This window comes from Polynucleobacter necessarius (genome assembly GCF_900095185.1).
Lineage (GTDB): Bacteria > Pseudomonadota > Gammaproteobacteria > Burkholderiales > Burkholderiaceae > Polynucleobacter.
Genome location: NZ_LT606948.1, coordinates 1491731 through 1510308, shown reverse-complemented (window position 1 = coordinate 1510308; position 18578 = coordinate 1491731). Strand labels below are relative to the sequence as shown.

Annotated in this window: 32 protein-coding genes, 2 tRNA genes, 8 pseudogenes and 1 riboswitch; of the genes and pseudogenes, 24 read left to right on the top strand and 18 right to left on the bottom strand. The window is 43.8% G+C overall.

Annotated features, from left to right (window positions below; genetic code table 11):
- Positions 1-100 precede the first annotated feature (100 nt).
- Positions 101-394 (top strand): annotated as a pseudogene (locus DXE31_RS13065) (Bug family tripartite tricarboxylate transporter substrate binding protein); the annotation flags it as partial.
- Complete coding sequence (locus DXE31_RS13060) at positions 387-773, top strand: tripartite tricarboxylate transporter substrate-binding protein (protein ID WP_415078109.1); 387 nt, start codon at positions 387-389, stop codon at positions 771-773. The pseudogene DXE31_RS13065 and the gene DXE31_RS13060, both read left to right, overlap by 8 nt.
- Positions 774-967: 194 nt before the next feature.
- Here DXE31_RS13060 and DXE31_RS08745 read toward each other — a convergent pair whose 3' ends face one another.
- Together DXE31_RS08745 and DXE31_RS08740 are read right to left on the bottom strand one after the other, a co-directional pair.
- Positions 968-1168 (bottom strand): hypothetical protein, encoded by a 201-nt coding sequence (locus DXE31_RS08745; protein WP_162785585.1) that lies wholly within the window; start codon positions 1166-1168, stop codon positions 968-970.
- A gap of 100 nt (positions 1169-1268) precedes the next feature.
- On the bottom strand, positions 1269-1469 hold the full coding sequence (locus DXE31_RS08740) for a hypothetical protein (protein WP_162785584.1): 201 nt from the start codon (positions 1467-1469) through the stop codon (positions 1269-1271).
- 72 nt (positions 1470-1541) lie between these two features.
- Between DXE31_RS08740 and DXE31_RS08735 the strand changes: the two genes are divergently transcribed.
- The 13 genes and pseudogenes from DXE31_RS08735 to DXE31_RS11725 all read left to right on the top strand — a co-directional run bounded on the left by DXE31_RS08735 (position 1542) and on the right by DXE31_RS11725 (position 6727).
- Positions 1542-1793, top strand: a complete 252-nt coding sequence (locus DXE31_RS08735; RefSeq protein ID WP_114698490.1) for a hypothetical protein — start codon at positions 1542-1544, stop codon at positions 1791-1793.
- 182 nt (positions 1794-1975) lie between these two features.
- A riboswitch (cobalamin riboswitch) is annotated at positions 1976-2187 on the top strand.
- Between the two features lie 134 nt (positions 2188-2321).
- Entirely contained in the window at positions 2322-2591 is a 270-nt protein-coding gene (locus tag DXE31_RS08730) for a hypothetical protein (protein ID WP_114698489.1), read from the top strand.
- Positions 2592-2612: 21 nt separating this feature from the next.
- Positions 2613-2807, top strand: a pseudogene (locus DXE31_RS13055) (TonB-dependent receptor); the annotation flags it as partial.
- A 147-nt stretch (positions 2808-2954) separates the two neighbouring features.
- A complete protein-coding gene (locus tag DXE31_RS11730) occupies positions 2955-3368 on the top strand; it encodes a hypothetical protein (protein ID WP_231969500.1) in 414 nt (137 codons plus the stop codon).
- A gap of 154 nt (positions 3369-3522) precedes the next feature.
- Positions 3523-3810, top strand: coding sequence for a TonB-dependent receptor domain-containing protein (locus tag DXE31_RS13050; protein WP_415078107.1), 288 nt, complete (start codon positions 3523-3525; stop codon positions 3808-3810).
- The gene (locus DXE31_RS08715) at positions 3755-4171 is read left to right on the top strand and encodes a hypothetical protein (protein WP_162785583.1); all 417 of its coding nucleotides are present in this window, start codon (positions 3755-3757) and stop codon (positions 4169-4171) included. Before DXE31_RS13050 ends, DXE31_RS08715 begins: the two co-directional genes overlap by 56 nt.
- A 42-nt stretch (positions 4172-4213) precedes the next feature.
- A pseudogene (locus tag DXE31_RS13045) lies at positions 4214-4480 on the top strand (DUF5522 domain-containing protein); the annotation flags it as partial.
- A gap of 154 nt (positions 4481-4634) precedes the next feature.
- Positions 4635-5048, top strand: a complete 414-nt coding sequence (locus DXE31_RS08705; protein WP_231969499.1) for a hypothetical protein — start codon at positions 4635-4637, stop codon at positions 5046-5048.
- A 147-nt stretch (positions 5049-5195) separates the two neighbouring features.
- A complete protein-coding gene (locus DXE31_RS08700) occupies positions 5196-5405 on the top strand; it encodes a hypothetical protein (RefSeq protein WP_197712222.1) in 210 nt (69 codons plus the stop codon).
- Between the two features lie 81 nt (positions 5406-5486).
- The gene (locus tag DXE31_RS08695) at positions 5487-5951 is read left to right on the top strand and encodes a Smr/MutS family protein (protein ID WP_114698694.1); all 465 of its coding nucleotides are present in this window, start codon (positions 5487-5489) and stop codon (positions 5949-5951) included.
- Between the two features lie 52 nt (positions 5952-6003).
- Entirely contained in the window at positions 6004-6297 is a 294-nt protein-coding gene (locus tag DXE31_RS08690; protein ID WP_231969498.1) for an ElaB/YgaM/YqjD family protein, read from the top strand.
- Positions 6294-6350: a hypothetical protein gene (locus DXE31_RS13040; RefSeq protein ID WP_415078105.1), complete on the top strand. Its 57-nt coding sequence runs from the start codon at positions 6294-6296 to the stop codon at positions 6348-6350. Before DXE31_RS08690 ends, DXE31_RS13040 begins: the two co-directional genes overlap by 4 nt.
- Before the next feature lie 182 nt (positions 6351-6532).
- A complete protein-coding gene (locus DXE31_RS11725) occupies positions 6533-6727 on the top strand; it encodes a phage holin family protein (RefSeq protein ID WP_231969497.1) in 195 nt (64 codons plus the stop codon).
- A 256-nt stretch (positions 6728-6983) separates the two neighbouring features.
- On the opposite strand, the gene DXE31_RS11715 is transcribed toward DXE31_RS11725, so the two are convergent.
- Positions 6984-7172 carry a phosphoribosyltransferase family protein gene (locus DXE31_RS11715; protein ID WP_231969496.1) on the bottom strand — a complete coding sequence of 63 codons (189 nt, stop codon included), beginning with the start codon at positions 7170-7172 and terminating at the stop codon, positions 6984-6986.
- Between the two features lie 92 nt (positions 7173-7264).
- Entirely contained in the window at positions 7265-7504 is a 240-nt protein-coding gene (locus DXE31_RS11710) for a type I phosphoribosyltransferase (protein ID WP_231969495.1), read from the bottom strand.
- Positions 7505-7628: 124 nt separating this feature from the next.
- On the opposite strand from DXE31_RS11710, the gene DXE31_RS08670 reads away from it, so the two are divergent.
- From DXE31_RS08670 to DXE31_RS10645, 4 genes are all read left to right on the top strand, one after another.
- Positions 7629-8063 (top strand): nucleoside phosphorylase-I family protein, encoded by a 435-nt coding sequence (locus tag DXE31_RS08670; protein WP_231969494.1) that lies wholly within the window; start codon positions 7629-7631, stop codon positions 8061-8063.
- 94 nt (positions 8064-8157) lie between these two features.
- Positions 8158-8442 (top strand): AMP-binding protein, encoded by a 285-nt coding sequence (locus DXE31_RS10655; protein ID WP_197712221.1) that lies wholly within the window; start codon positions 8158-8160, stop codon positions 8440-8442.
- Entirely contained in the window at positions 8420-8794 is a 375-nt protein-coding gene (locus tag DXE31_RS10650; protein WP_197712220.1) for a hypothetical protein, read from the top strand. Before DXE31_RS10655 ends, DXE31_RS10650 begins: the two co-directional genes overlap by 23 nt.
- A complete protein-coding gene (locus tag DXE31_RS10645) occupies positions 8710-9153 on the top strand; it encodes an AMP-binding protein (RefSeq protein WP_197712219.1) in 444 nt (147 codons plus the stop codon). The genes DXE31_RS10650 and DXE31_RS10645 overlap by 85 nt, the downstream gene beginning before the upstream one ends.
- A gap of 431 nt (positions 9154-9584) precedes the next feature.
- On the opposite strand, the gene DXE31_RS08655 is transcribed toward DXE31_RS10645, so the two are convergent.
- The gene (locus DXE31_RS08655) at positions 9585-10889 is read right to left on the bottom strand and encodes a peptidase U32 family protein (protein WP_114698483.1); all 1305 of its coding nucleotides are present in this window, start codon (positions 10887-10889) and stop codon (positions 9585-9587) included.
- Between the two features lie 284 nt (positions 10890-11173).
- Between DXE31_RS08655 and DXE31_RS08650 the strand changes: the two genes are divergently transcribed.
- Positions 11174-11455: a hypothetical protein gene (locus DXE31_RS08650; protein WP_114698482.1), complete on the top strand. Its 282-nt coding sequence runs from the start codon at positions 11174-11176 to the stop codon at positions 11453-11455.
- A pseudogene (locus DXE31_RS13035) lies at positions 11410-11841 on the top strand (DUF2252 family protein); the annotation flags it as partial. The gene DXE31_RS08650 and the pseudogene DXE31_RS13035, both read left to right, overlap by 46 nt.
- A 230-nt stretch (positions 11842-12071) precedes the next feature.
- Here the strand turns inward: DXE31_RS13035 and DXE31_RS08640 are convergent.
- Positions 12072-12147, bottom strand: a tRNA-Asn gene (locus DXE31_RS08640).
- A gap of 21 nt (positions 12148-12168) precedes the next feature.
- On the opposite strand from DXE31_RS08640, the gene DXE31_RS11705 reads away from it, so the two are divergent.
- The 3 genes and pseudogenes from DXE31_RS11705 to DXE31_RS11695 all read left to right on the top strand — a co-directional run bounded on the left by DXE31_RS11705 (position 12169) and on the right by DXE31_RS11695 (position 12793).
- Positions 12169-12294 carry a bifunctional hydroxymethylpyrimidine kinase/phosphomethylpyrimidine kinase gene (locus DXE31_RS11705; RefSeq protein ID WP_231969493.1) on the top strand — a complete coding sequence of 42 codons (126 nt, stop codon included), beginning with the start codon at positions 12169-12171 and terminating at the stop codon, positions 12292-12294.
- Positions 12285-12581, top strand: a pseudogene (locus DXE31_RS11700) (bifunctional hydroxymethylpyrimidine kinase/phosphomethylpyrimidine kinase). Before DXE31_RS11705 ends, DXE31_RS11700 begins: the two are co-directional and overlap by 10 nt.
- A gap of 32 nt (positions 12582-12613) precedes the next feature.
- Positions 12614-12793 (top strand): hydroxymethylpyrimidine/phosphomethylpyrimidine kinase, encoded by a 180-nt coding sequence (locus DXE31_RS11695; protein WP_231969567.1) that lies wholly within the window; start codon positions 12614-12616, stop codon positions 12791-12793.
- A gap of 202 nt (positions 12794-12995) precedes the next feature.
- Here the strand turns inward: DXE31_RS11695 and DXE31_RS08630 are convergent.
- The 12 genes and pseudogenes from DXE31_RS08630 to DXE31_RS10630 form a co-directional block, all read right to left on the bottom strand.
- Positions 12996-13421: pseudogene (locus DXE31_RS08630) on the bottom strand (thiamine phosphate synthase); the annotation flags it as partial.
- Between the two features lie 77 nt (positions 13422-13498).
- Positions 13499-13804 carry a hypothetical protein gene (locus DXE31_RS08625; RefSeq protein WP_114698481.1) on the bottom strand — a complete coding sequence of 102 codons (306 nt, stop codon included), beginning with the start codon at positions 13802-13804 and terminating at the stop codon, positions 13499-13501.
- 55 nt (positions 13805-13859) lie between these two features.
- Positions 13860-14051 (bottom strand): hypothetical protein, encoded by a 192-nt coding sequence (locus tag DXE31_RS13030; protein WP_269460610.1) that lies wholly within the window; start codon positions 14049-14051, stop codon positions 13860-13862.
- 49 nt (positions 14052-14100) lie between these two features.
- Positions 14101-14445: a beta/alpha barrel domain-containing protein gene (locus DXE31_RS13025; RefSeq protein ID WP_269460609.1), complete on the bottom strand. Its 345-nt coding sequence runs from the start codon at positions 14443-14445 to the stop codon at positions 14101-14103.
- A 204-nt stretch (positions 14446-14649) separates the two neighbouring features.
- On the bottom strand, positions 14650-14847 hold the full coding sequence (gene thiS, locus DXE31_RS08615; RefSeq protein WP_114698480.1) for a sulfur carrier protein ThiS: 198 nt from the start codon (positions 14845-14847) through the stop codon (positions 14650-14652).
- Positions 14838-15930, bottom strand: a pseudogene (locus DXE31_RS08610) (FAD-dependent oxidoreductase). The gene thiS and the pseudogene DXE31_RS08610 overlap by 10 nt, the downstream one beginning before the upstream one ends.
- Positions 15931-16018: 88 nt before the next feature.
- Complete coding sequence (locus DXE31_RS11690) at positions 16019-16204, bottom strand: hypothetical protein (RefSeq protein ID WP_231969566.1); 186 nt, start codon at positions 16202-16204, stop codon at positions 16019-16021.
- Positions 16205-16262: 58 nt separating this feature from the next.
- Positions 16263-16775: pseudogene (locus tag DXE31_RS08605) on the bottom strand (phosphomethylpyrimidine synthase ThiC).
- A 555-nt stretch (positions 16776-17330) separates the two neighbouring features.
- A complete protein-coding gene (locus DXE31_RS13020; RefSeq protein WP_197712255.1) occupies positions 17331-17450 on the bottom strand; it encodes an NUDIX domain-containing protein in 120 nt (39 codons plus the stop codon).
- Positions 17451-17677: 227 nt separating this feature from the next.
- On the bottom strand, positions 17678-17869 hold the full coding sequence (locus tag DXE31_RS10635; RefSeq protein WP_197712218.1) for a hypothetical protein: 192 nt from the start codon (positions 17867-17869) through the stop codon (positions 17678-17680).
- A gap of 224 nt (positions 17870-18093) precedes the next feature.
- Positions 18094-18168, bottom strand: a tRNA-Arg gene (locus tag DXE31_RS08595).
- Positions 18169-18387: 219 nt separating this feature from the next.
- Positions 18388-18561: a hypothetical protein gene (locus DXE31_RS10630; protein WP_197712217.1), complete on the bottom strand. Its 174-nt coding sequence runs from the start codon at positions 18559-18561 to the stop codon at positions 18388-18390.
- Positions 18562-18578: the final 17 nt, after the last annotated feature.

Here is an 18578-nt window from a genome sequence, read left to right as displayed (position 1 = left end):
GATTTTTTCTGGCCTTGCTCTCGCATACCCCACTAAACCTATGACTATTATTCTTCCTTAGACCCATGGGGGCACAAATGATCTTGTTGGTAGGGTTGTTGCACAGCGCCTTGGTGAGCAATTGAAAGCCTCCGTGATTGTCGAAAATCGACCAGGTGCTGGTGACAATATTGGCACTCAGTTTGTAGTCAATGCACCCAAAGATGGGTATACCCTTTTAATAACAATTAGTAGCGCACAAGCTATTCATCCTGCGCTTTATAAGAATCCAGGATTTGATCCAGTAAATGACTTTGTCCCTATTGCAATGATTGGCTCGGTACCGAATGTCTTGGTGGTCAATCCGAATTTCCCAGCCAAGAACTTGGATGATTTCTTAAATGTAACTGGTTAAATCAAAGCCGCCCGAAACTTACCAATACGCCTCTGCAGGCAATGGCACTTTCAATCACCTCCTAGGTGAGATACTCAATCAAAGTGATGGCATCTCTTTACAACATATTCCTTATAATGGTGTTGCGCCTGCACTCAATGCTCTTTTAGGAGAGCAGGTACAGATTGCATTTGCGAGTTTGCCATCTGTATTGCAATACATCAATTCTCAAAACTTGAATGCCCTTGGCGTTAGTTCTCCTAAGCGCTCACCCATACTTCCAGATGTTCCCTCAATCTCAGAAAAAATCCCAAGATTTTCTGGATCCCTATGGATTGGCTTGTTTGCACCAAAAGGCATGCCTAAGCCTGTGGTAGATAACTTGCAAACCCAGAATTAAGAGAAAAATTACAAGCTTCAGGAGTAGAGCTTGTAAATATGACACCAACTGAATTTGCACAACAACTGCAAGATGACATATATCGCTGGGCTAAGATCGTCAAAACATCTGGTGCTGCATTAGATTAAACGCTGTTTGAGGCTTGGATTTCTGGTGCACACAATAACTCCTCGCTAGTGCCTTCTACGTTTCTTCTATGTGTAGGGTTCACCATTTGGAAACTTACCGGCAGTAATACCGTCCGCTCCAAATTTGCCTGCAATTTCTAAGCCGTTAAATTGAATGGTGACAAATTCACCTAACTTCTTGGCCCATGCCATTGCTTCGTCAAGCGTTTGAAACTTATGTAGTTCGGAATTGTGCTTGATCGTCATCACTGGGGGAGAGTGCAGCAAGGATCAGGCAGTTTTTGTCTACGTATTAATAAAATTAAACTTGATTAATTACATTTTGTATATTTAATATTTTTAGCCTCGGTGAGGTAGTTATCAAATACTAATATGGATCGAACTGTTTCTCACCTAGGATTGCAAATTTAAAGTTTTTTGGTGTGGGTCGATTAGATCCAAACCAAGAATAGGCTGTCATGTACTGACTGGTTTTTCCGTTAACTGTTAAATCGACATTTGCAGCGGTCCCATTTTTTTCGGGATTCACTAGACGATATTCAATAACAGTCTTGCTGTGGCAGTACACGACGCCTTCTGGCTTCTCCATTGAACACAAACAACTCTTGCTTTAAATCTTGCTAAGGGCTTTGGATTAAATTTGAATTCACTCAAAAATTTCTTATTCGCCGCTGTAACTGGAACACTCGTATGCGAATTGATCTCTAGCGGCAGTTATTACTTCATTAATATTCCTGGACAGGCTTCTTTCACCGAGTTTGCCGGCCGTATTGTGAAGTATTTCCATTGCGCTTTGGAAATTACGATCAGTTATCTGTTGGTGGCACTGGCGGTTAATTTAGTGTTAATCGCTGCTGCAAATAAGGCCGCCTTATCTAAAAGGGATAATTAGTACTCATCGACAATTCTTATTGCCCTGATCTGCCCAGAGATTGAGCTAAATTCCTTTTTCTCTGTTCGCGCTGACGCCGGATGGCTTGCAACGTTGAGTTCCTGAGGCGTTTATAAGCTAAGTGGTAGGCTGTTTTCTATCGCTTACCTAACGATTGCCCTTAGATGAAGTCGCATAACACCTATAATTGAGCTGTTGATGGTGCTTTGATATCTTTGATATCGAAGTTAAACGGGAAGCACTACCCAAACGTGCGCTGTCCCCGCAACGGTTAGAGAATGTCGCGCTTGTAATTTCGACTCAGAATTTGAAAAAGCCACTGTGCGTAGCTGTATGGGAAGGTCAAATTCCTCAATTCTCCAGCCCGGATACCGGCCTCAACAAGTGGAATTTGCAACGTGGGTCTTTGCATGCCGATAATGTTGTCGCATTACGCGATGACATACGTCTTGCATATCTCATTTGTAAATTCCTTAGATTCTGACTAACAGGGATTTTAGTCAGGGAATCCGCATTGAGGTATTAAAAATGAATTGCAGCACATTTAAGAAGAGCAAAAGCGCATTATCAATTTTGTTAGTAGCATCAGCAGGCATTGGGGTAAATCAACCAGTAGAATTTGCTCCAAACCCTCCATCGACCGTTTCAGTTTCAAATCTCAATAATCAGTTAGATCCTATTATTGTTACTGCCACGAGAACTCCAACTCGAGCTAATGACGTTTTGGCTGACTATGTTTACATTGGTCCAGAAGAAATGGCAGATGCTGGTCCGTCGACGATTACTGATTTACTATAACGTCAACGTGGCGTTGTAGTCTCCAATAATGGCGGCGGTGTTCAAAGCGTATTCTTACGTGGTGCAAACTTTGCTCAGACTCTGGTATTAATTGATGGTGTAAGAACCACATCCGTTCTCAATGGTGACGCTGCATGGGCAGCTATTCCTGTTCCCATCATTGATCATATTGAAATTATCTTTGGACCGCAGAGTAGCTTATATGGTTCTGATGCCATTGGTGGTGTCATTAATATCTTTACTAAAAAAGGTGCTGGACCTATCAAAGTCTCTGCTTCAGCAGGCTACGGAACTTATGGAACTAATATTGAGAATGCCAGTCTTTATGGTTCAACAGGCGGCGATAAAAATACAAGTTATTCCGTGAGTGCTACTACTGAGTATCCTGCAGGTTTCAATACAATCGCGCCAAACAACTCGGCTTATAACCGCTATAACTCTTCTAGCAAAATTAACTATACCAAAACGGGAGGTGCAGTACGAGTCAGTCAAGAATGGGATAACGGTCAAGAACTTGGAGCTCAGGTGTTTGCCAGTCAAAACAATATACAGATATCTGGAATAGTAATTTACAAATTGCTCAGTCCTATGGCCTTGGTCGGGCAATTTACCCAAGCCAGACACCTGTTTCTTCTTATCCAGCTGGTAATCCAATTACCAATACTAAGCAAAACATATACACATGGCAACACGACATCAGTATTGGTCCTGATAGATTGCAAATCTTGGGCGAAAGGAGCGCCGCTTTGGTCTATGCAACGGGAACCCAGATTTTAAGTTTGGATCAAAATACCAACTCGGTTGATATTGAAAGGAGGCTCAAATTTAGCAAACCTGAGTCTTCGTAACGATATAGCATTACAGGTATGGGCCACAGACTACTGGCGGCGCTTCTTATGGATACTTTTTTACTAAGGAATTGCGAGCTAACGTGAACTACGGCACCGGTTTTAAGGCTCCGTTATTTTATCATTTGTATTATCCAAACTATGGCGTTTCAACGCTGCAGCCTGAGAAAAGTAAAAATACTGAAGTGGGACTTCATTACGAAACTTATTCTTACGATCTTCACGTAGTAGTCTATAACAACTCAATAACGAATGTGATTCAATACACTAGTATAGGATGCCCGACTGGCTACAGTAGCGGCTGTGCAAGTAACGTTGCAACAGCAAAGATTTCTCGGAGTCTCTCTTGGAACTGTTGCACGATTAGGTGATTTCAACTTAAAAGCTTCATTTGATCAACAGAATCCAATTGATCAAACCACTGGCTATGTGCTTGCGAAAAGGGCTAAGCAGTTTGGCAATGCTAGCGCCGAGTATCGTAATAATGCTGTGACTGCTGGGGTTGAGGGAACATGTCAAGCGAATCGAAATGATTACAGTAATACAGGATATATAGGTGGGTACGGAACATTCAAGACTTACGCATCCTATAATTTTGCTAAGGATTGGAGTTTATTTGGTCGCTGGAATAATATGCCCAATAAAAGCTATCAGCTGAGTTATGGATACGTTACGCCGGGTTCAAACGTATATTTGTGGGTATCCGATATGCAATGCAGTAAAGCCCTTTAAATTTAAAGCCACTCTAGTGTAGATGAACTTCATCTTGCCGCATGTAAAGTAAGGCGGGATACTTATATTGATCCCAGTAGGGGATACCAAGCTCTCACTAGTGACGCACTTTTGCGCCAAGGCAAAAGTTGCGGATACTCTTGTCGCCACTGTCCATATAGCCATATTAATGGCGGCAGTAAAGCGCATGCTGGACCTGAAGTCACCAGACCTGTGCTGATGAATTGGGCCCCCAAAACAGGAAATTTAGATATTCTATTTTTGTCTGGCGGTAAGGATAGTTTCTTGACCCTCATGCATCTCCTGTAGAAGAAAAGAAACGTTGTTCTATTGACCAGTGTTGGAGCACTCACTAGTCGCGTATCTATTCAGGATATTCACATCAAGAATATTTCTAAGCAGGCAGATTTTTGAAGCCACCTCTATGCTCTTGGTGCCATTCAAACCCAATTCGGATTACAAGGTGAGTATTGAAGAAGCCCTGGAGATGATTAAACTGAAAATGGGTCTTGAAATTGAACGTTTAGTATTCGGGAATTTGGACTTAGAAAATCTACGAGAGTGGCTGGTTAAAACTTGGCCCGCCTACGAAATACATACGCCATTATTTAACTTTCCGTATCCAGATCTACTTGTTGATCTTTGGCGATTGCAGGCAGAGCAGGATTTGCTGAGTACCTTGTCGACCGATATCATAATCGAAGATACAATCATTCCTAAGTGCACTCCATACACTTCTGAATTGGTTGATCGGCTAGGACGACTCAACATTGATCTCATTCTTGAGAATGGCGAGGGATACACGCTAGTTTTCCCCAAAGCCTATATTGAATTTAGTGAGGCTTCAAGTGAGAACTGTCCGTTAGATATCTTTTGACAGGCCTGTCTGCTTCTGGGCTTTCTCCCGCTCTTTTCGGAAGTCACGAAATTGCCGCCATCCAAAAAGTAAAACTCCGCCAAAGACGAGAGCTAGCTCAATCAAGATAAAGGTTCAGTTTTAAGGCAGGCTCTTAAGGAGAGGGTGATGGTGAATCCTTTCGTGACCCGCTCTTTTAAGAATGCATCATTTAACTGCTCTGAGCTGGTTAATCAGCAATGTAAGATTTCTGCTGAAGCAGTAGCCATGCTAAAGGGCTTGCGTTATGGCAATACCTCAATCCGTAAAGATGTCTCCACGTTAATTAATGCAAATTCAAGACTCCAGAAAATTGGGAGCTCGCTCAAAAGAGCTTGAGCTTGATAGTCAATGACAAATCGAGTGACGCTAGAAGCGTAGAAGGAAAGTGCTGCTCTTAAGGAGTTGAACTCTATCAAATTGGCAAATCAAGCAGAATGTCCCGATTGTGGAAATATGCGGACGTTGATTAAACAATGTCCGCATTGTGGTTCTGAAAATTTTCCAATATTAAGTTCGGACACGATAGAGATCAATATAAAACAGGAGAGACCTTATGTTGAGGAAGCGCTAGAGCGCTTGACGGTTTATCTACGTAAATCTCTAGATGTCGGGATTCGAGCAATTATTTTGATCCATGGTTATGGATCCAGTGGTGAGGGCGGAAGAATCAAATGGGCCATTCATGATGCTCTTGAAAATAATCGCTACTCAGATCGCGTTGATGAAGAATATCATTTTTGGGAAAATGTTGCCTATGGTTCAGCTCCATATCATGACTTATTGAAACGCCGTCCAAGACTAAAGCGATATCTCAAGCGATTTAAAGAGGGAAATGCAGGAATGATAGTTCTATTGCTCGGATCGGTAAACAAAAGTGCTTAGAATAGGGGCGGATAATGTCTTCTAAACGTCCAATGCTGAGGAATGCAATCACATGACAGCTAAAAATCCAGAACATTCCATAGCGCACGAGACAAAGTCAGCTGGTGCCGAGCAGTTGATTAGTAAATTTAAGTCTCTTATGGCTGATGCAGAGGCATTACTTAAAGCAACCGAAGATCATCCTGGCGAAACAATCAGCTCCATCAGGAATCAAGTCCTGGAAACACTTGCAGGCGCTAAAGAGAGTCTCTCTAGTGTTGAAAGTAACTTGTTAGATAAGGCAAAGGTGGCCGCAGAAGGCGCTGATGATTTTGTGCATCGAAACATCACCCTTGGGAGGCGATAGGTGTCGCACCTGGTTTAGGTGTATTAATAGGTTTGTTTATCGGGCGTCGCTAGATATCTATGTCTCAAGAAAATCTTATATCCTCTATTAAGGAACTTGCATTCACGGGTGCTTCTATCGCCAAAACTCGCCTAGAACTTTTATCTCTGGATGTGCAAATTGCCAGGAGTAAATTTATTAGCTTATTAGTGATGTGATAGTGAGCGCGTTATTCTTTTTGTTCTTTGGCTTGGTCATGCTGGCATTGCTCATTGTGATCTATAGGTGGGAAACAGACAGAATGCTAGCTTTGGGTTTATTAACTGCCGCTTTTTTATCAGCTGGCTTGATTTTGGTATTTCTGATTATTCAATCGCTGCGTAAGATGCCTAGATTATTTGAGGCCTCGATCACTGAGTCAGCCAAAGACCGCGACGCTTTATCTAAATGAGATCTCACATAAAAGTATTGGAGCAGCCGCCAAAATGCGTTGAAACATCAAGCAGACCGAGAGCGCAAAGCCTTCGCAGAGCATTTTGATGGCTGGTAGAAGCTTCTATCTTGGGCAGATAGGGGTGTTGTTGACACCTATCATTTTCTGAAAAGTAATCTCATTCTTTGGACAAGCGCTTTTGCGGCACTAGCGCATTATAAGCCTAAACTAGCTAGTCAAGTGTTGGCTGTAGGTTGGGGCGCAATGAAAATCATCAAAAGCGCAAAAAAGTTAATCTAGCTTTTGAGTACAGGGCGGTGGCGCATGCCGTTTTGGTTGCCCCACCATTTAAGATGGTAATGGCTCCAGAGGCTTCGAAGCTGGCATTGCGAATTAATCTGTCTGCAGCAACTAAGGTGCCTCCAGTTGCTAGAGCATCATCTATTAAGAGGACTTTTAGCATCTTGAGGCAAAGTTGATTGCTGTATTGCTAGGGAATCGGCTCCGTATTCCAGACCGTATGATGCTTCGCGGTGGCTCGCTAAAGGAAGTTTATTAGGCTTTCGGGCTAGCGCTAGGCTGTGGGTATGGGTGAGCTAAAGCGGACCCGAAGATAAAGCCACGCGACTCAATTCCAAAAACATGGGTGTAATCAAACTGATTGGCTATTTCATGAGGTTGCCTGATTGCCTCCCTAAATGCTTGTGGATTCGCTAATAGAGGAGAGATATCGCTAAAAAGAATGCCGGGCTTTGGAACATCTGGAATCCCGGGTAGATAATCTAGTAAATTCATTATTCATCAATATGAAAATAAACCTTCTGATTATTACCGCTTTAGAGTCTGAGCTCAAGCATGAATCTTGCTCACGGGGGTAGAGATAGTCTATTCTGGCGTGGGCAAGATTAATGCTTCGCTTATGAATATTAAAGCAATACAGCAAGATTCTCCAAAACAAATTGTGAATTTTGGGGTTGCTGGAAAAATCAAATCCAGCTTGAATGGCTTGGTAGAGATTGGTAAAGTTATCCAGCGAGATATGAATGCCGAGCCTTTAGTTTCACGTGGCAATACTCCATTTTGCGACTGCCCCCAAGCATACCTCTCAACCAGTCAATTTCTCGGTGGCACAGGTGATAGTTTTGTAACTGCACAGGACCCTTGGCTGCTAAGTCGGGATGTCGATATGGGGTTATTTGCTATTGCTGCTACTGCGTATGCCTACCAAATATCTTGGCGATCATTTAAATATATTACTGATGAGGCAAATGAGAGTTCTGGTACCGATTGGGGTGAGAAAGTAAATGATGCTCAAGAGTTATTCTTAGAACAGTTGCAGCAAATCATTGCCTGAGCCGAGAGATGCCTGCGCGAACGCTTCAAAACCTTGGTTAAAACATTATCCAGAAGATGTACCTCATGAGTTAGACCCCCTGAATCAGGCCTCTTTGAGTCAATTCATTGAGGAATGTTTTGAACTCTTTGCTAATCGTCGGTTTATTGAGTCGATGGGAAGCTTTGATACCTATGGCCAAATTAATTGGTTGTCGAAAGATTTTGCATCCTACCTTCAGAGTTTGCATTTAGAAAAGGGTGCTTGTGTTGCCTTGATGTATCCCAATGTGGTGGAGTATGTCATTGCCATGATAGGAACATTGCGCGCAGGTTTTATGGTGATCAATATCAATCCCTTTTATATCAGCGCGCGAATTGGAAGCACAATTAAAAGATAGCGGTGCTTCAGTTTTCGTGATGATGGAAAACTTTGCATCGATCTATGAGCGGATCCAAAGTCAAACATCTATTCAGCAGGTTATTGTCAGCAGTCCCGGAGAGTTGATGGGATTTAAAGGTAGTCTAATTAACTGGGTAGCAAGACGTATGAAGAAAGTGATCCCGCCCTGGGATTTCCCGCATATCAAGTTCAAAGATGCCTTGCAAATTGGTGTAAGAAAAGCGTTTAAGCAACCGCAAATTGGATTGGATGATATTGCATATTTGTGCAATATGCCGGCGGCACAACGGGAGTTTCTAAAGGCGCAGTCTTGCTACAACATAATATCTTATCGAATGTTCTGCAAATAGAACATTGGCTAAACCCGGCACTAAAAAGTCTACCAGACCAGCAATTGGTTTTTTTATGCGCTTTGCCATTAACCCATATTTTTGCTCGGACTGCTTGTGCAATCTTAGGATTAGCTAAGAGCGGATTGCTAGCAATGGTAGCGAACCCTCGTGATATCTCTGGCTTTATTAAGTTGCTTGAAAAGCATCCGAACATCAATATTTTTCCAGGTGTGAAGACTTTATTTCATGCTTTGATTCACCGCCCCGAGTTTAAAAAGATTCAATTACCAAATTTACTAGTTACTATTGGTGGCGGTATGGCTGTCCACAAAAAAACTGCTGATCATTGGCACGCGTTGACTGGTGTGCCGATATGACAAGGGTATGGCTATCAGAAACATCACCCGTTGTTTGCATCAATAGCCCTCTAGAAAAGAATTTCACTGGTCACATTACACAAAAAAATCCGATGAGGCCAAACAATCAGCCAGTAGACAATGGCCATTGCGAAAATCCTTAATGGATCAGAATTTCCAAAAGCTGCCATCGATTCCAGCCTCGATGCAATTTAAGCCGATTACAACTATCAGATAAATGATGGATTCAAAAATGAGGGACTTCAAAATCCCATGATGCTTATCTACCTTGATTGGAAAAATGGCCTGCGCAATCAACATAAACTTTGCAGAGATAGCAGCTCTAACTAAAGCAAAACCAGGTGCCAAAATAAATCGTTAAGCTAAATGTTTGTCTGGCTTCTGCTTTGAGTTTTTGCCCAAGACTTGGAGTGTTTGGATGGTTCATTGAATTATTCGCCGCATATGGAGCAAGCGCTCTCTTCAGTTGTAGCTGGTTCCTGGGTATAGCGAGCAATGAACGCATGCTTGCTACGCAAGGGGAGCTCTAGCCATACAAAATGTCCTGATCCTGGTGCTACATCAATCGGGTCACCATTTATGTTCCACATATTCTCTAGAACAATATCCTGGTTGCCTTGTGGCTCAAGGAGCTCCAGTTTATCACCAACAGAGAAACGGTTCTTAACATCCACCTTCACTCGACCAGTAGCAGGGTCTATCTCAAGTGTCTCTCCTACATAGAGGCTGCGACCTGATAAGGAATGTCCACGTATATAGAGTTGATACTCTTTATCGTGATGTCGCTCATAAAAGCCATCCGTGTAACCGCGGTTTGCAAGACCCTCTAGATTGCCGAGTAAAGCCGTGTTAAATGGTCTACCAGCAACGGCATCATCAATCGCCGATCGATAGGCTTGAACAGTTCTGGCAACATAATAGGGAGATTTGGTGCGGCCTTCGATCTTAAAGGAGTCAACACCCATTTTGGTCAGTCGCTCAATGTGTTCAACGGCGCGCAAATCTTTGGAATTCATGATGTACGTGCCATGCTCATCTTCTTCCATAGGCATCAATTCATCAGGTCGACGAGCTTCTTGGAGGAGAACAACATCACCACTAGTGATCTGTTGACCAGGCTTCACTTTATAGTCCCAGCGGCAAGCATTCGTACAAGCACCTTGATTGGAATCGCGATGAGACATGTAGCCTGAGAGTAGACAACGACCAGAGTAGGCAATACAAAGCGCGCCATGAACAAATACTTCAAGCTCCATTTCAGGGCAGTCTTGTCGTACTTCTTCAATTTCATCAAAAGACAGCTCACGCGCAAGAATGACGCGACTAATACCCACTGAGTGCCAAAACTTTGCAGAGGCACCATTGACAGTATTCACTTGCACGGATAAATGAATAGGCATATCAGGCCACGCTTCACGCGCCATCATGATGAGACCCGGATCAGACATGATTAAAGCATCGGGCTTCAATGCGATGACTGGATCCATATCCTTAATATAGGTACGGGTCTTGCTGCCATGGGGTAATAAATTGGAGACTAAATAAAATTTCTTGCCCATTTCATGGGCAGTATCGATTCCCTGCTGGAGCACTTCAATCTTGCCAAAGTCATTATTGCGGACTCGTAATGAGTAGCGAGGTTGTCCAGCATAAATCGCATCCGCTCCAAAATCAAAAGCAGTGCGTAGCATATTCAAGCTGCCGGCAGGGGCGAGGAGCTCAGGAGCTTTATTCATAATCCAGCATTTTAATGTGGTTATGACGGATTTCGTATATCGGCAATTCGATGGGTGAATAAGATCCTATATAGGCTTATAAAGATCCTCAAATGAGGTTTGGATCTAAAACTCCGTCTATGTGTTTTGGGGTCCACTAGATAGATTTACCCAGCAAATCTGATTTTGTAGCACAGGCAATGCTCGATATGAGGCTCTCCGCCAAATGATATTGCTGGTTTGCAATGCCAGAATTACACGATGGCCAGTCCGTTTGCTTTTCTTAGTGGCTCTCGGCTGCCCTTATGGCCGATGATCTCTCCAGAACGTCTATTACTGGAATATATGCGCATAATGCTCCTATGAAGAAGAGCCGTTTGTATCGCGCGGAGCTGATTAAGCGAGCCGAGAACAGAGTGGCGGAATTCCTATTTCCTAAAATTACCACGGAGGTTGGTGGACAAAAGCGTTTACTTGATCAGCCACCACTGATGTTTCATCGTCAAAGAGCGAATTTTGATGCTAACGCAAAAGTAGAGCAATCAAGGATTACAGAGAGTCTGTATCTCATGATCGTAGAGTCTTAATTGACCGCTATCAATTGCAAGATATTGTGGTAGGCATTGGTAGTGTTGGAACGCGTTGTTTTGTGACCTTATTTATGACCCCAGACGACGAACTTCTTTTATTGCAGATTAAAGAAGTTCGAGCATCGGTGCTTCAACCTTATGCTGGGAAGAGTCGGTACGAGAAACACGGTGAACGTGTAGTAGTTGGACAGCGTTTAACCCAATCTTCTTCCGATATATTTCTAGGTTGGGCAAGATGGCCTGAAGATAGGGATTTTTATATCCGTCAGTTGCGAGATATGAAAGTTTCTTTTTTATTTGATGAGGTAACGCCTACACGTTTAAAAAATCATGCTAAATACTGCGGGCAAGCTTTAGCACGATCTCATGCGAAGTCAGGTAATACTGCAATGATTTCAGGTTACCTCGGCAAATCAGAAAAATATTTGAAGAGGCAGTTAGTCGCTTTGCAATGGAATATACAAAGCAAAATCACAAAGACTACGAAACATTGCTCGATGCCATTCGAAATGGGTGTATTAAGGCTATTAATGAGATTGATCCCTAAGCCCCCCAACCGGCAGGATAGTAAAAAAGCCTTCAGGGCTATTCACTCTGAAGGTTTTGACTTATCTGGCTCCTCGACCTGGGCTCGAACCAGGGACCTACGGATTAACAGTCCGGCGCTCTACCGACTGAGCTATCGAGGAATAAGCCGATATTATAGCAAGATGAAAGCACTTCTCTCTACTTCTGTGCAGATTCCTAAAGTATTGACTATCGCTGGTGCGGATAGTGGCGGTGGGGCTGGACTTCAGGCAGACCTTAAGGTAATTACTGCTACGGTATGTCAGTAATTACCGCTATCACAGCCCAAAATACCCTTGGCGTCACCCGCATTCAGGATATCGACTTAGATGTTGTTGAGGTCTAAATTGATGTTGTTTTATTGGATATCAGCGCTGATATTATCAAAATTGGGATGCTTGCAAGTCTTGAGATTGTAAAAACGGTAGCAAAAGCATTGCGTCGGCATGGCGTGAAAAAGATTGTTCTCTATCCTGTTTTACGTGCAACATCAGTGGCTAGTTTAGGTGGTGATGACACAGCTCAAGCCATGCTCACAGAACTGTTTCCGATTTAATGTGACGCACAATAGAAGAAGGTCTTAAGGTAGTGCAAACCACAGAATTTAAACATTATCGAGTCAATGCCATCAACACCCACGGAACGGGCCGCTCTCTTGCTGATGGCCACGATCTCAGACACGTAGTTGCACAAGCGATTGCATATGTGGAGGCAGGATTAGAGGCAGGGCGTTTCTTGAGCATTGGTGAAGGTCCAGGGCCATTATGATATATGCACGACTTCTACCCAACAGCATTACTCGATGAAAAAGAAAACTTCTAAAGGGGCTCGAGTAGGCACCCAATCTTTGTGAAGCCTCCATTAGTTCCTGCAAATGTTTTACGGCCGCTTTAGGATCTTTGGCTTGAGTGAGGGCTCTTACTACGGCGACCGAACCGACGCCACTTCGAGCTACTGCATGAATGCTATCTTTATCAATGCCTCTAATAGCGACCAGCGGATAGTGATTCATTAATTTGGCGTATTGATAAAGACGACCAAATCCTTGCGGAACAGTTGGCATTTTCTTTAAATTGGTTGGAAATACTGCACCCATAGCGATGTAACTTGGGCGCAAACGGTCTGCATGCGCAAGCTCTGCATATCCGTGGGTGCTTAGACCTAGACGCAGACCTGCAGCTCAAATCTGGTCAAGATCAGCGACTTCTAAATCTGCTTGACCTAAATGAACTCCATAGGCTCCAGCATCGATCGCCTCTTGCCAGTAGTCATTAATAAAGAGCAGAGTTTTGCTGTCCTTCACGGCAGCAACGGATTCTTGAATTTGTTTGCGGATTTTAGATTTTTCGTCTGACTTAAAGCGCAGTTGTACCGTCGGTAATTCAGCATCAACCATGCGCTTTACCCAATCAACATCTGGCATTACGCCATAAAGACCTAATCGTTGCGGGCATTCTGGAAATGCGTTGGGATTCATATTGCGTGTCCAAAAGGCAACAAATCAAAATGCTCTGGTCTGCTCGGCCACTGAAAGGGATTAAATCCACCGTCTTGCAAGGTCATCCGCAACGAGGCTTTACCTAAAATTCTGGCATCTGTTTCAATAAAACCCATCTCAATGCTCGCCAACGCACCTGCCAATTCGTAATGGTCTACAGCGGCCTCATTATTTATGAGAGGAGGTGGAGTATTAAGGCTAAATGCTGGAATCGGAATGCAAAGCTCATCATTGCGATGCGCTTCGATGATTTGGTTAGCCAGGTCTCTTATTAAGCCCATTAAATTGGTGTACTCAGTCCCTATGGATTCACGAAGTGTGCTGCACTTGGTGTAATTACGATTGGTGCCAAAACGGAGTATCCACTAAAGGGGTGCTGGCTTGAGCAGACTTTTGAGGTTTCATAGCACCAGATAAATAGGCTGAACGGCCAGCATCTACCGCCATTGCGAACGCCGTAGCCATCACTACAGGATCGTTAGCTAATGCACCCGCGGTATTGAGTAGTACGCCATCAAAAAGCCCCATGCCATCAAAGTACAAGCGTGTGATGGGTAGCCCTAGACCCGCATCACAACTAACACCGGTACTTAAGGCGATCGCGCAAGAGTTTCATAGCATATGGATTTAAAGGGCCCTGACCAGTTCCAATTGGAGCAGCCCAGGGCATGACCGCCTGACACCCTACATCGACGAGTCGTTGGTACAATATCAAATCTTCAGTGCAATACGGCAATACTTTAAAGCCATCCTTGATTAAGGATTCAGCAGTTTGTACTAAACGCAAGACATCGTGTTGTAATGTGTAATCGTCACCAATGAGTTCAAGCTTAATCCAATTGGTTTCAAAAACTTGTGCAGTAGTAATTACTTCCTGCGGGCTATGACAACCAGCAGGATTGTGAAGAACAGGTACAGCCATTTTCTTTAGCAAATCCCAGAAGCCACTATGCGCTTCGGTTGTTGGAGTACCCTAACGACGTAAGCTTACGGTAATCATGGTAGTATTAGATACTTGGACCGAATCCTCTAAAATTTGTGGGGGATGGGTAGCGTGATGTTCCCAATAGTAGGCGGTTTTTAAAGCTCTCGCCATAAAGGACAAGCGTATCAGCACGATTCTTCATTAGCCGCCAGTAACCGGTGCGATCACTTCAGCTTGATTATTTTCTTTTAATACAAACTCACCATGTTTAGTCTTCGGCACAAAATTAAGGTTGACTGCAACGGCATAAGGTGGTTTTGCATCTATTAAGCTTAGTGCATCGCTAATCATGCTATTGCTAGGTAATTCATAAGGCACCTGATTGACAACTACACGCATAATTCCTCGCTCAGGTGATTATCTTGAATAATGCTCAAGCTCAGCTCAAATGCAGTCTTACTAATGCCATGATCTAAAACCTGTAATGCGCAATCAAGCACTGCTGGCGCAATCATAAAACCATGGCGATACAGGCCATTGATCATGATCAAACCTGGCAGGTCTTTGTCTTTCTTCATCCGTATTTCGGGAAGATTATTTTTTAAAGTAGGACGACATTGTGTAGAATGCGCGCTTCAGTAAAATCACTATGAACGGTATAGATGGCACTCAAAAGCTCCATTGCAGAGCGCACACGCATTGTCGAAAAATTTTCCGATTCAATTTTAGCGGCTCCGACAACATAAACATCATCCTCTTTTGGTGCAATATATATATCCGGTAGCGGAGATGTATCAGGCGAGTAGAACGGCGTAATTTCATTTCAGGCGCATACAAGCGGATGACCTCACCGCGCGCGGACGCCACGGGAGCCGTATTGGATGTATTACCGGCCGTCCATAGCCCCTTAGCACCTGTTCCACGGAGTCAATTACTCCTGTATAGGTTTTCTGCTGACGTACATTCGATGGTTCGATCTCGGTATGCCAGTGGCAATCAACCTTGGTAATTTCGAACTCAATTACCAGAGCATCTAATAATTGGCGATGATCCAATTGTCCTTCGTTGGGTAAATATAAACCCTGGTTGAAACGATCAGCAACGCTGGGTTCTAGCAAAAGTAAATCATCATGACCTAATTTTTGTGGTGCACTTAAATCGGTATGGAGGCGACAGTTCTTCTCCAACTGAGCAGCAAAGCGTTCCGCTTCACTAGAATCTTGTCGGTGCCAAAGAATCAGAGTGCCATTTTGCTGAAAATACACGGGGGTACTGATTTCATTGATGATTTCATGCTAACGCGGCAAGCTATATCAACCCAACCTGACAACAGAATCCTCGGTAATGGTTGACTCTGCTAGAGGGGCGAGCATCGCAGCAACGATACGGCGGGCAGCAGCCTTACCCCTCAGGACCGCCTTTATCAAATATCTCGACATGTGCTTCACCTTTAGCAAGCGAAAGCGCAAGCAGGCGACCCATGAGGCCGCCGCCAACAATTGCGTACTTACGATTGGTGAAACTCGCGCTTGGCGTCTTGATCTATTTTCTGTTTGCTAAAAACGTTAGCTTACTGATAGATTTCGCTGCCACGCTTGCGGAACTCTGCAGACATCTCTTCCATACCTTTGCTTGGATCCACTACTTCATGGATAGGAGTCACCTTAGCTTTGGGATTGCCATCGTCATCTAAAGTGACTGCATAGTCGCGTACTTCTTGGGTAATCTTTATGGAGCAGAACTTGGGTCCGCACATTGAGCAGACGTGTGCAATCTTTGCACCTTTAGCTGGTAGGGTGTACTCGCGTGCACGCTCAGGATCTAAGCCGAGATTGAATTGATCTTCCTAATGTGGGACTCAAAGCGTGCCTTAGATAGGGCGTTATCGCGTACTTGTGCGCCCGGCAAGCCTTTTTGGCTAAGTCAGCCCCATGAGCGGCAATTTTGTAGGTAATGATGCCTTCACGCACATCTTCTTTGTCTGGTAAACCCAAATGCTCTTTTGGTGTGACATAGCAAAGCATCGCTCCAATACCACTACTGATGTGAGCATAGCCAGGGGCAATATCAGTAATCTCAATGGTCAAGGGTATAGAAGGGCGCCTCTAAACAGTGCTTAAGCTCTTCAGTCATGTTTTCTTCAATGCGTTGCATATCGGTACGTGACCTGGGCCTTCAATCATGACTTGGACATCATGCTTCCAAGCTTTAGCGGTCAACTCGCCTAAAGTATGAAGTTCACCAAATTGCGCAGCATCGTTTGAGTCTGCGATACAACCAAGACGTAGACCGTTACCTAAGCTAAATGACACATCGTATGATTTCATGATTTCGCAGATTCTGATCGCACAAATTTACCGGTAACGATTTCGGGTAAGTTGGAACCGCATCCTTTACCAGGATGTGGTTTGAGGAGTGGCTTATAGGCTGGATCCTTGCGTAATTGCTCAAGACCTATGGATTCAGAATAATATCAGACCTTGATCCTTACAGATAAGTTTTGGTAGAAGCTGGATAGGCAAACTTCTGACCAAAGTCGCGCTCCAAACTTTTTAAACTTGGAATCTCGTGTTTTGCGTTTTTTGTTGAGGTATTGCCTGTGCTCATGTTGTTTTAGATGGACGAAACCGGGTGTCGGTCTGATACAAATGCGGCATCAGAAGTAAATTCATCAGCCAAAATACGGGCTGCCTCCTCTGGGAGGAGGCTTATTTCAATAAAACCGCTGACTTCCCCATCATGATGTTGGTGGGGATCAAGTTATCCGCCAGCTCTAGGTCGTAGATGTACAGCTGCTCATCATCAAAGCCTCGGCCTGAGATTGGTCTCCGCATGCGCATGCGCCATGCGGGTTCAAGTTGCTCGGGTACACCAGCTTCCGCTCAAAGTTCGCGGCGTGCACAGACCCAAGGTGTTTCATCGTAAATAATACCACCAGCTGCTAAGTTATCTAATTTACCGGGATCAGTAGACTTCGTTTCACTGCGCCTACCAAGCCAAATAGTGTTGCTCTGGGTATAGCCATACCCCTAAAACCAAAGGCTCTAAAAAAGCTGCTCGCTCCATACGAAAGTACTTGTGCCCATTTTGATCAAGCCAATCACAGTCTTCATTGCGCCATCCGGGTATAAATCCGCCTCAGCGCATACGATCGGCTAATTGAAAAAGCGAAACGGATAACTCGTTTGGTTTAGCTATTTGAATCGTTAGTTTGTTGCGCCCAACTGCACTAAGGAATAGGTTGCTTTTGTAAAGACTCTTGCAAGTAGGGTAAAAATCCTGGGCTGAGATGGCAAATCAGTTGTTCGCCAAGCAAACCGCGTGATAGGTAAATTGGTAAAAAATCCGCTGGAGCAGAACGTGCCGTATTTTGCTGCATACCCTCGAGAGCAGCAAGCGTAATGGTTGAAAGGCTATTCATGGCTTTTAGTGTAAGGGGATATCACCTGATATGCTCCTATTCTAGGGTTCTATTAACACAAATTTAGCTAGAGAAAGTAGGAAAATTTGTTAATCATTATTGAAATCCTTGTAAACCATTTTGCACACATTTTAGGCAAGCTAGGTCAGCCTATACAAATCCGTGACTTACCATAATTTCTACATACTTATCCACAATGCCTGTGGATAAGTATGTAGAAATTATGGTCCCGCCGACAGGAATCGAACCTGTATCCCACGCTTAGGAGGCATGTGCACTATCCATTGTGCTACGGCGAGTTTGATGTGTGACTAAAAGTATGTTAACGGGATTTTAAATAGAAGAGAATTCGTGGTCTCAACCGAGAATGCCGTAGACCACGCTATAACATCGCTTGAAATTGCCATGCTAGCAAGACCGAGTACATAGAGTAAGCCACCAGCGACCATAATTTTGAATGCGACAAAACGATCGGCTAATGTCCCTGTAATCGGCTGTACTGCACCCCAGATGAGGTTCTATAACGCAATTGTCAATGCAAAGGTTTCGCGGCCCCGGCCATTAGCAGAAGTAATGGGGAAATTAAAGAGTCCAAAGCCATGACGAATTCCCATGGATATGGTGACCATGAGTCCTCCGTAGATCAGGGCCTGATGAACTGTCAATCCTGTTGTGGAAGATTGAGTAGTCATGGTATTTAGATGACTCC

Excerpts from the sequence above, each read along its gene's own strand:
- DXE31_RS08625 (WP_114698481.1), bottom strand. The coding sequence starts at position 13,804 with ATGGGCTTAATAAGAGACCTGGCTAACCAAATCATCGAAGCGCATCGC.
- DXE31_RS11690 (WP_231969566.1), bottom strand. The coding sequence starts at position 16,204 with ATGTGCGGACCCAAGTTCTGCTCCATAAAGATTACCCAAGAAGTACGC.
- DXE31_RS08670 (WP_231969494.1), top strand. The coding sequence starts at position 7,629 with ATGAATATTAAAGCAATACAGCAAGATTCTCCAAAACAAATTGTGAAT.
- DXE31_RS08650 (WP_114698482.1), top strand. The coding sequence starts at position 11,174 with ATGGCCGATGATCTCTCCAGAACGTCTATTACTGGAATATATGCGCAT.
- DXE31_RS11715 (WP_231969496.1), bottom strand. The coding sequence starts at position 7,172 with ATGCTAAAAGTCCTCTTAATAGATGATGCTCTAGCAACTGGAGGCACC.
- thiS (WP_114698480.1), bottom strand. The coding sequence starts at position 14,847 with ATGCGTGTAGTTGTCAATCAGGTGCCTTATGAATTACCTAGCAATAGC.
- DXE31_RS13030 (WP_269460610.1), bottom strand. The coding sequence starts at position 14,051 with ATGGGGCTTTTTGATGGCGTACTACTCAATACCGCGGGTGCATTAGCT.
- DXE31_RS10635 (WP_197712218.1), bottom strand. The coding sequence starts at position 17,869 with ATGAATAGCCTTTCAACCATTACGCTTGCTGCTCTCGAGGGTATGCAG.
- DXE31_RS08690 (WP_231969498.1), top strand. The coding sequence starts at position 6,004 with ATGACAGCTAAAAATCCAGAACATTCCATAGCGCACGAGACAAAGTCA.
- DXE31_RS08730 (WP_114698489.1), top strand. The coding sequence starts at position 2,322 with ATGAATTGCAGCACATTTAAGAAGAGCAAAAGCGCATTATCAATTTTG.
- DXE31_RS11705 (WP_231969493.1), top strand. The coding sequence starts at position 12,169 with ATGAAAGCACTTCTCTCTACTTCTGTGCAGATTCCTAAAGTATTGACT.
- DXE31_RS08655 (WP_114698483.1), bottom strand. The coding sequence starts at position 10,889 with ATGAATAAAGCTCCTGAGCTCCTCGCCCCTGCCGGCAGCTTGAATATG.
- DXE31_RS11710 (WP_231969495.1), bottom strand. The coding sequence starts at position 7,504 with ATGAATTTACTAGATTATCTACCCGGGATTCCAGATGTTCCAAAGCCC.
- DXE31_RS11725 (WP_231969497.1), top strand. The coding sequence starts at position 6,533 with ATGCTGGCATTGCTCATTGTGATCTATAGGTGGGAAACAGACAGAATG.
- DXE31_RS13025 (WP_269460609.1), bottom strand. The coding sequence starts at position 14,445 with ATGGCTGTACCTGTTCTTCACAATCCTGCTGGTTGTCATAGCCCGCAG.
- DXE31_RS10630 (WP_197712217.1), bottom strand. The coding sequence starts at position 18,561 with ATGACTACTCAATCTTCCACAACAGGATTGACAGTTCATCAGGCCCTG.
- DXE31_RS08700 (WP_197712222.1), top strand. The coding sequence starts at position 5,196 with ATGGTGAATCCTTTCGTGACCCGCTCTTTTAAGAATGCATCATTTAAC.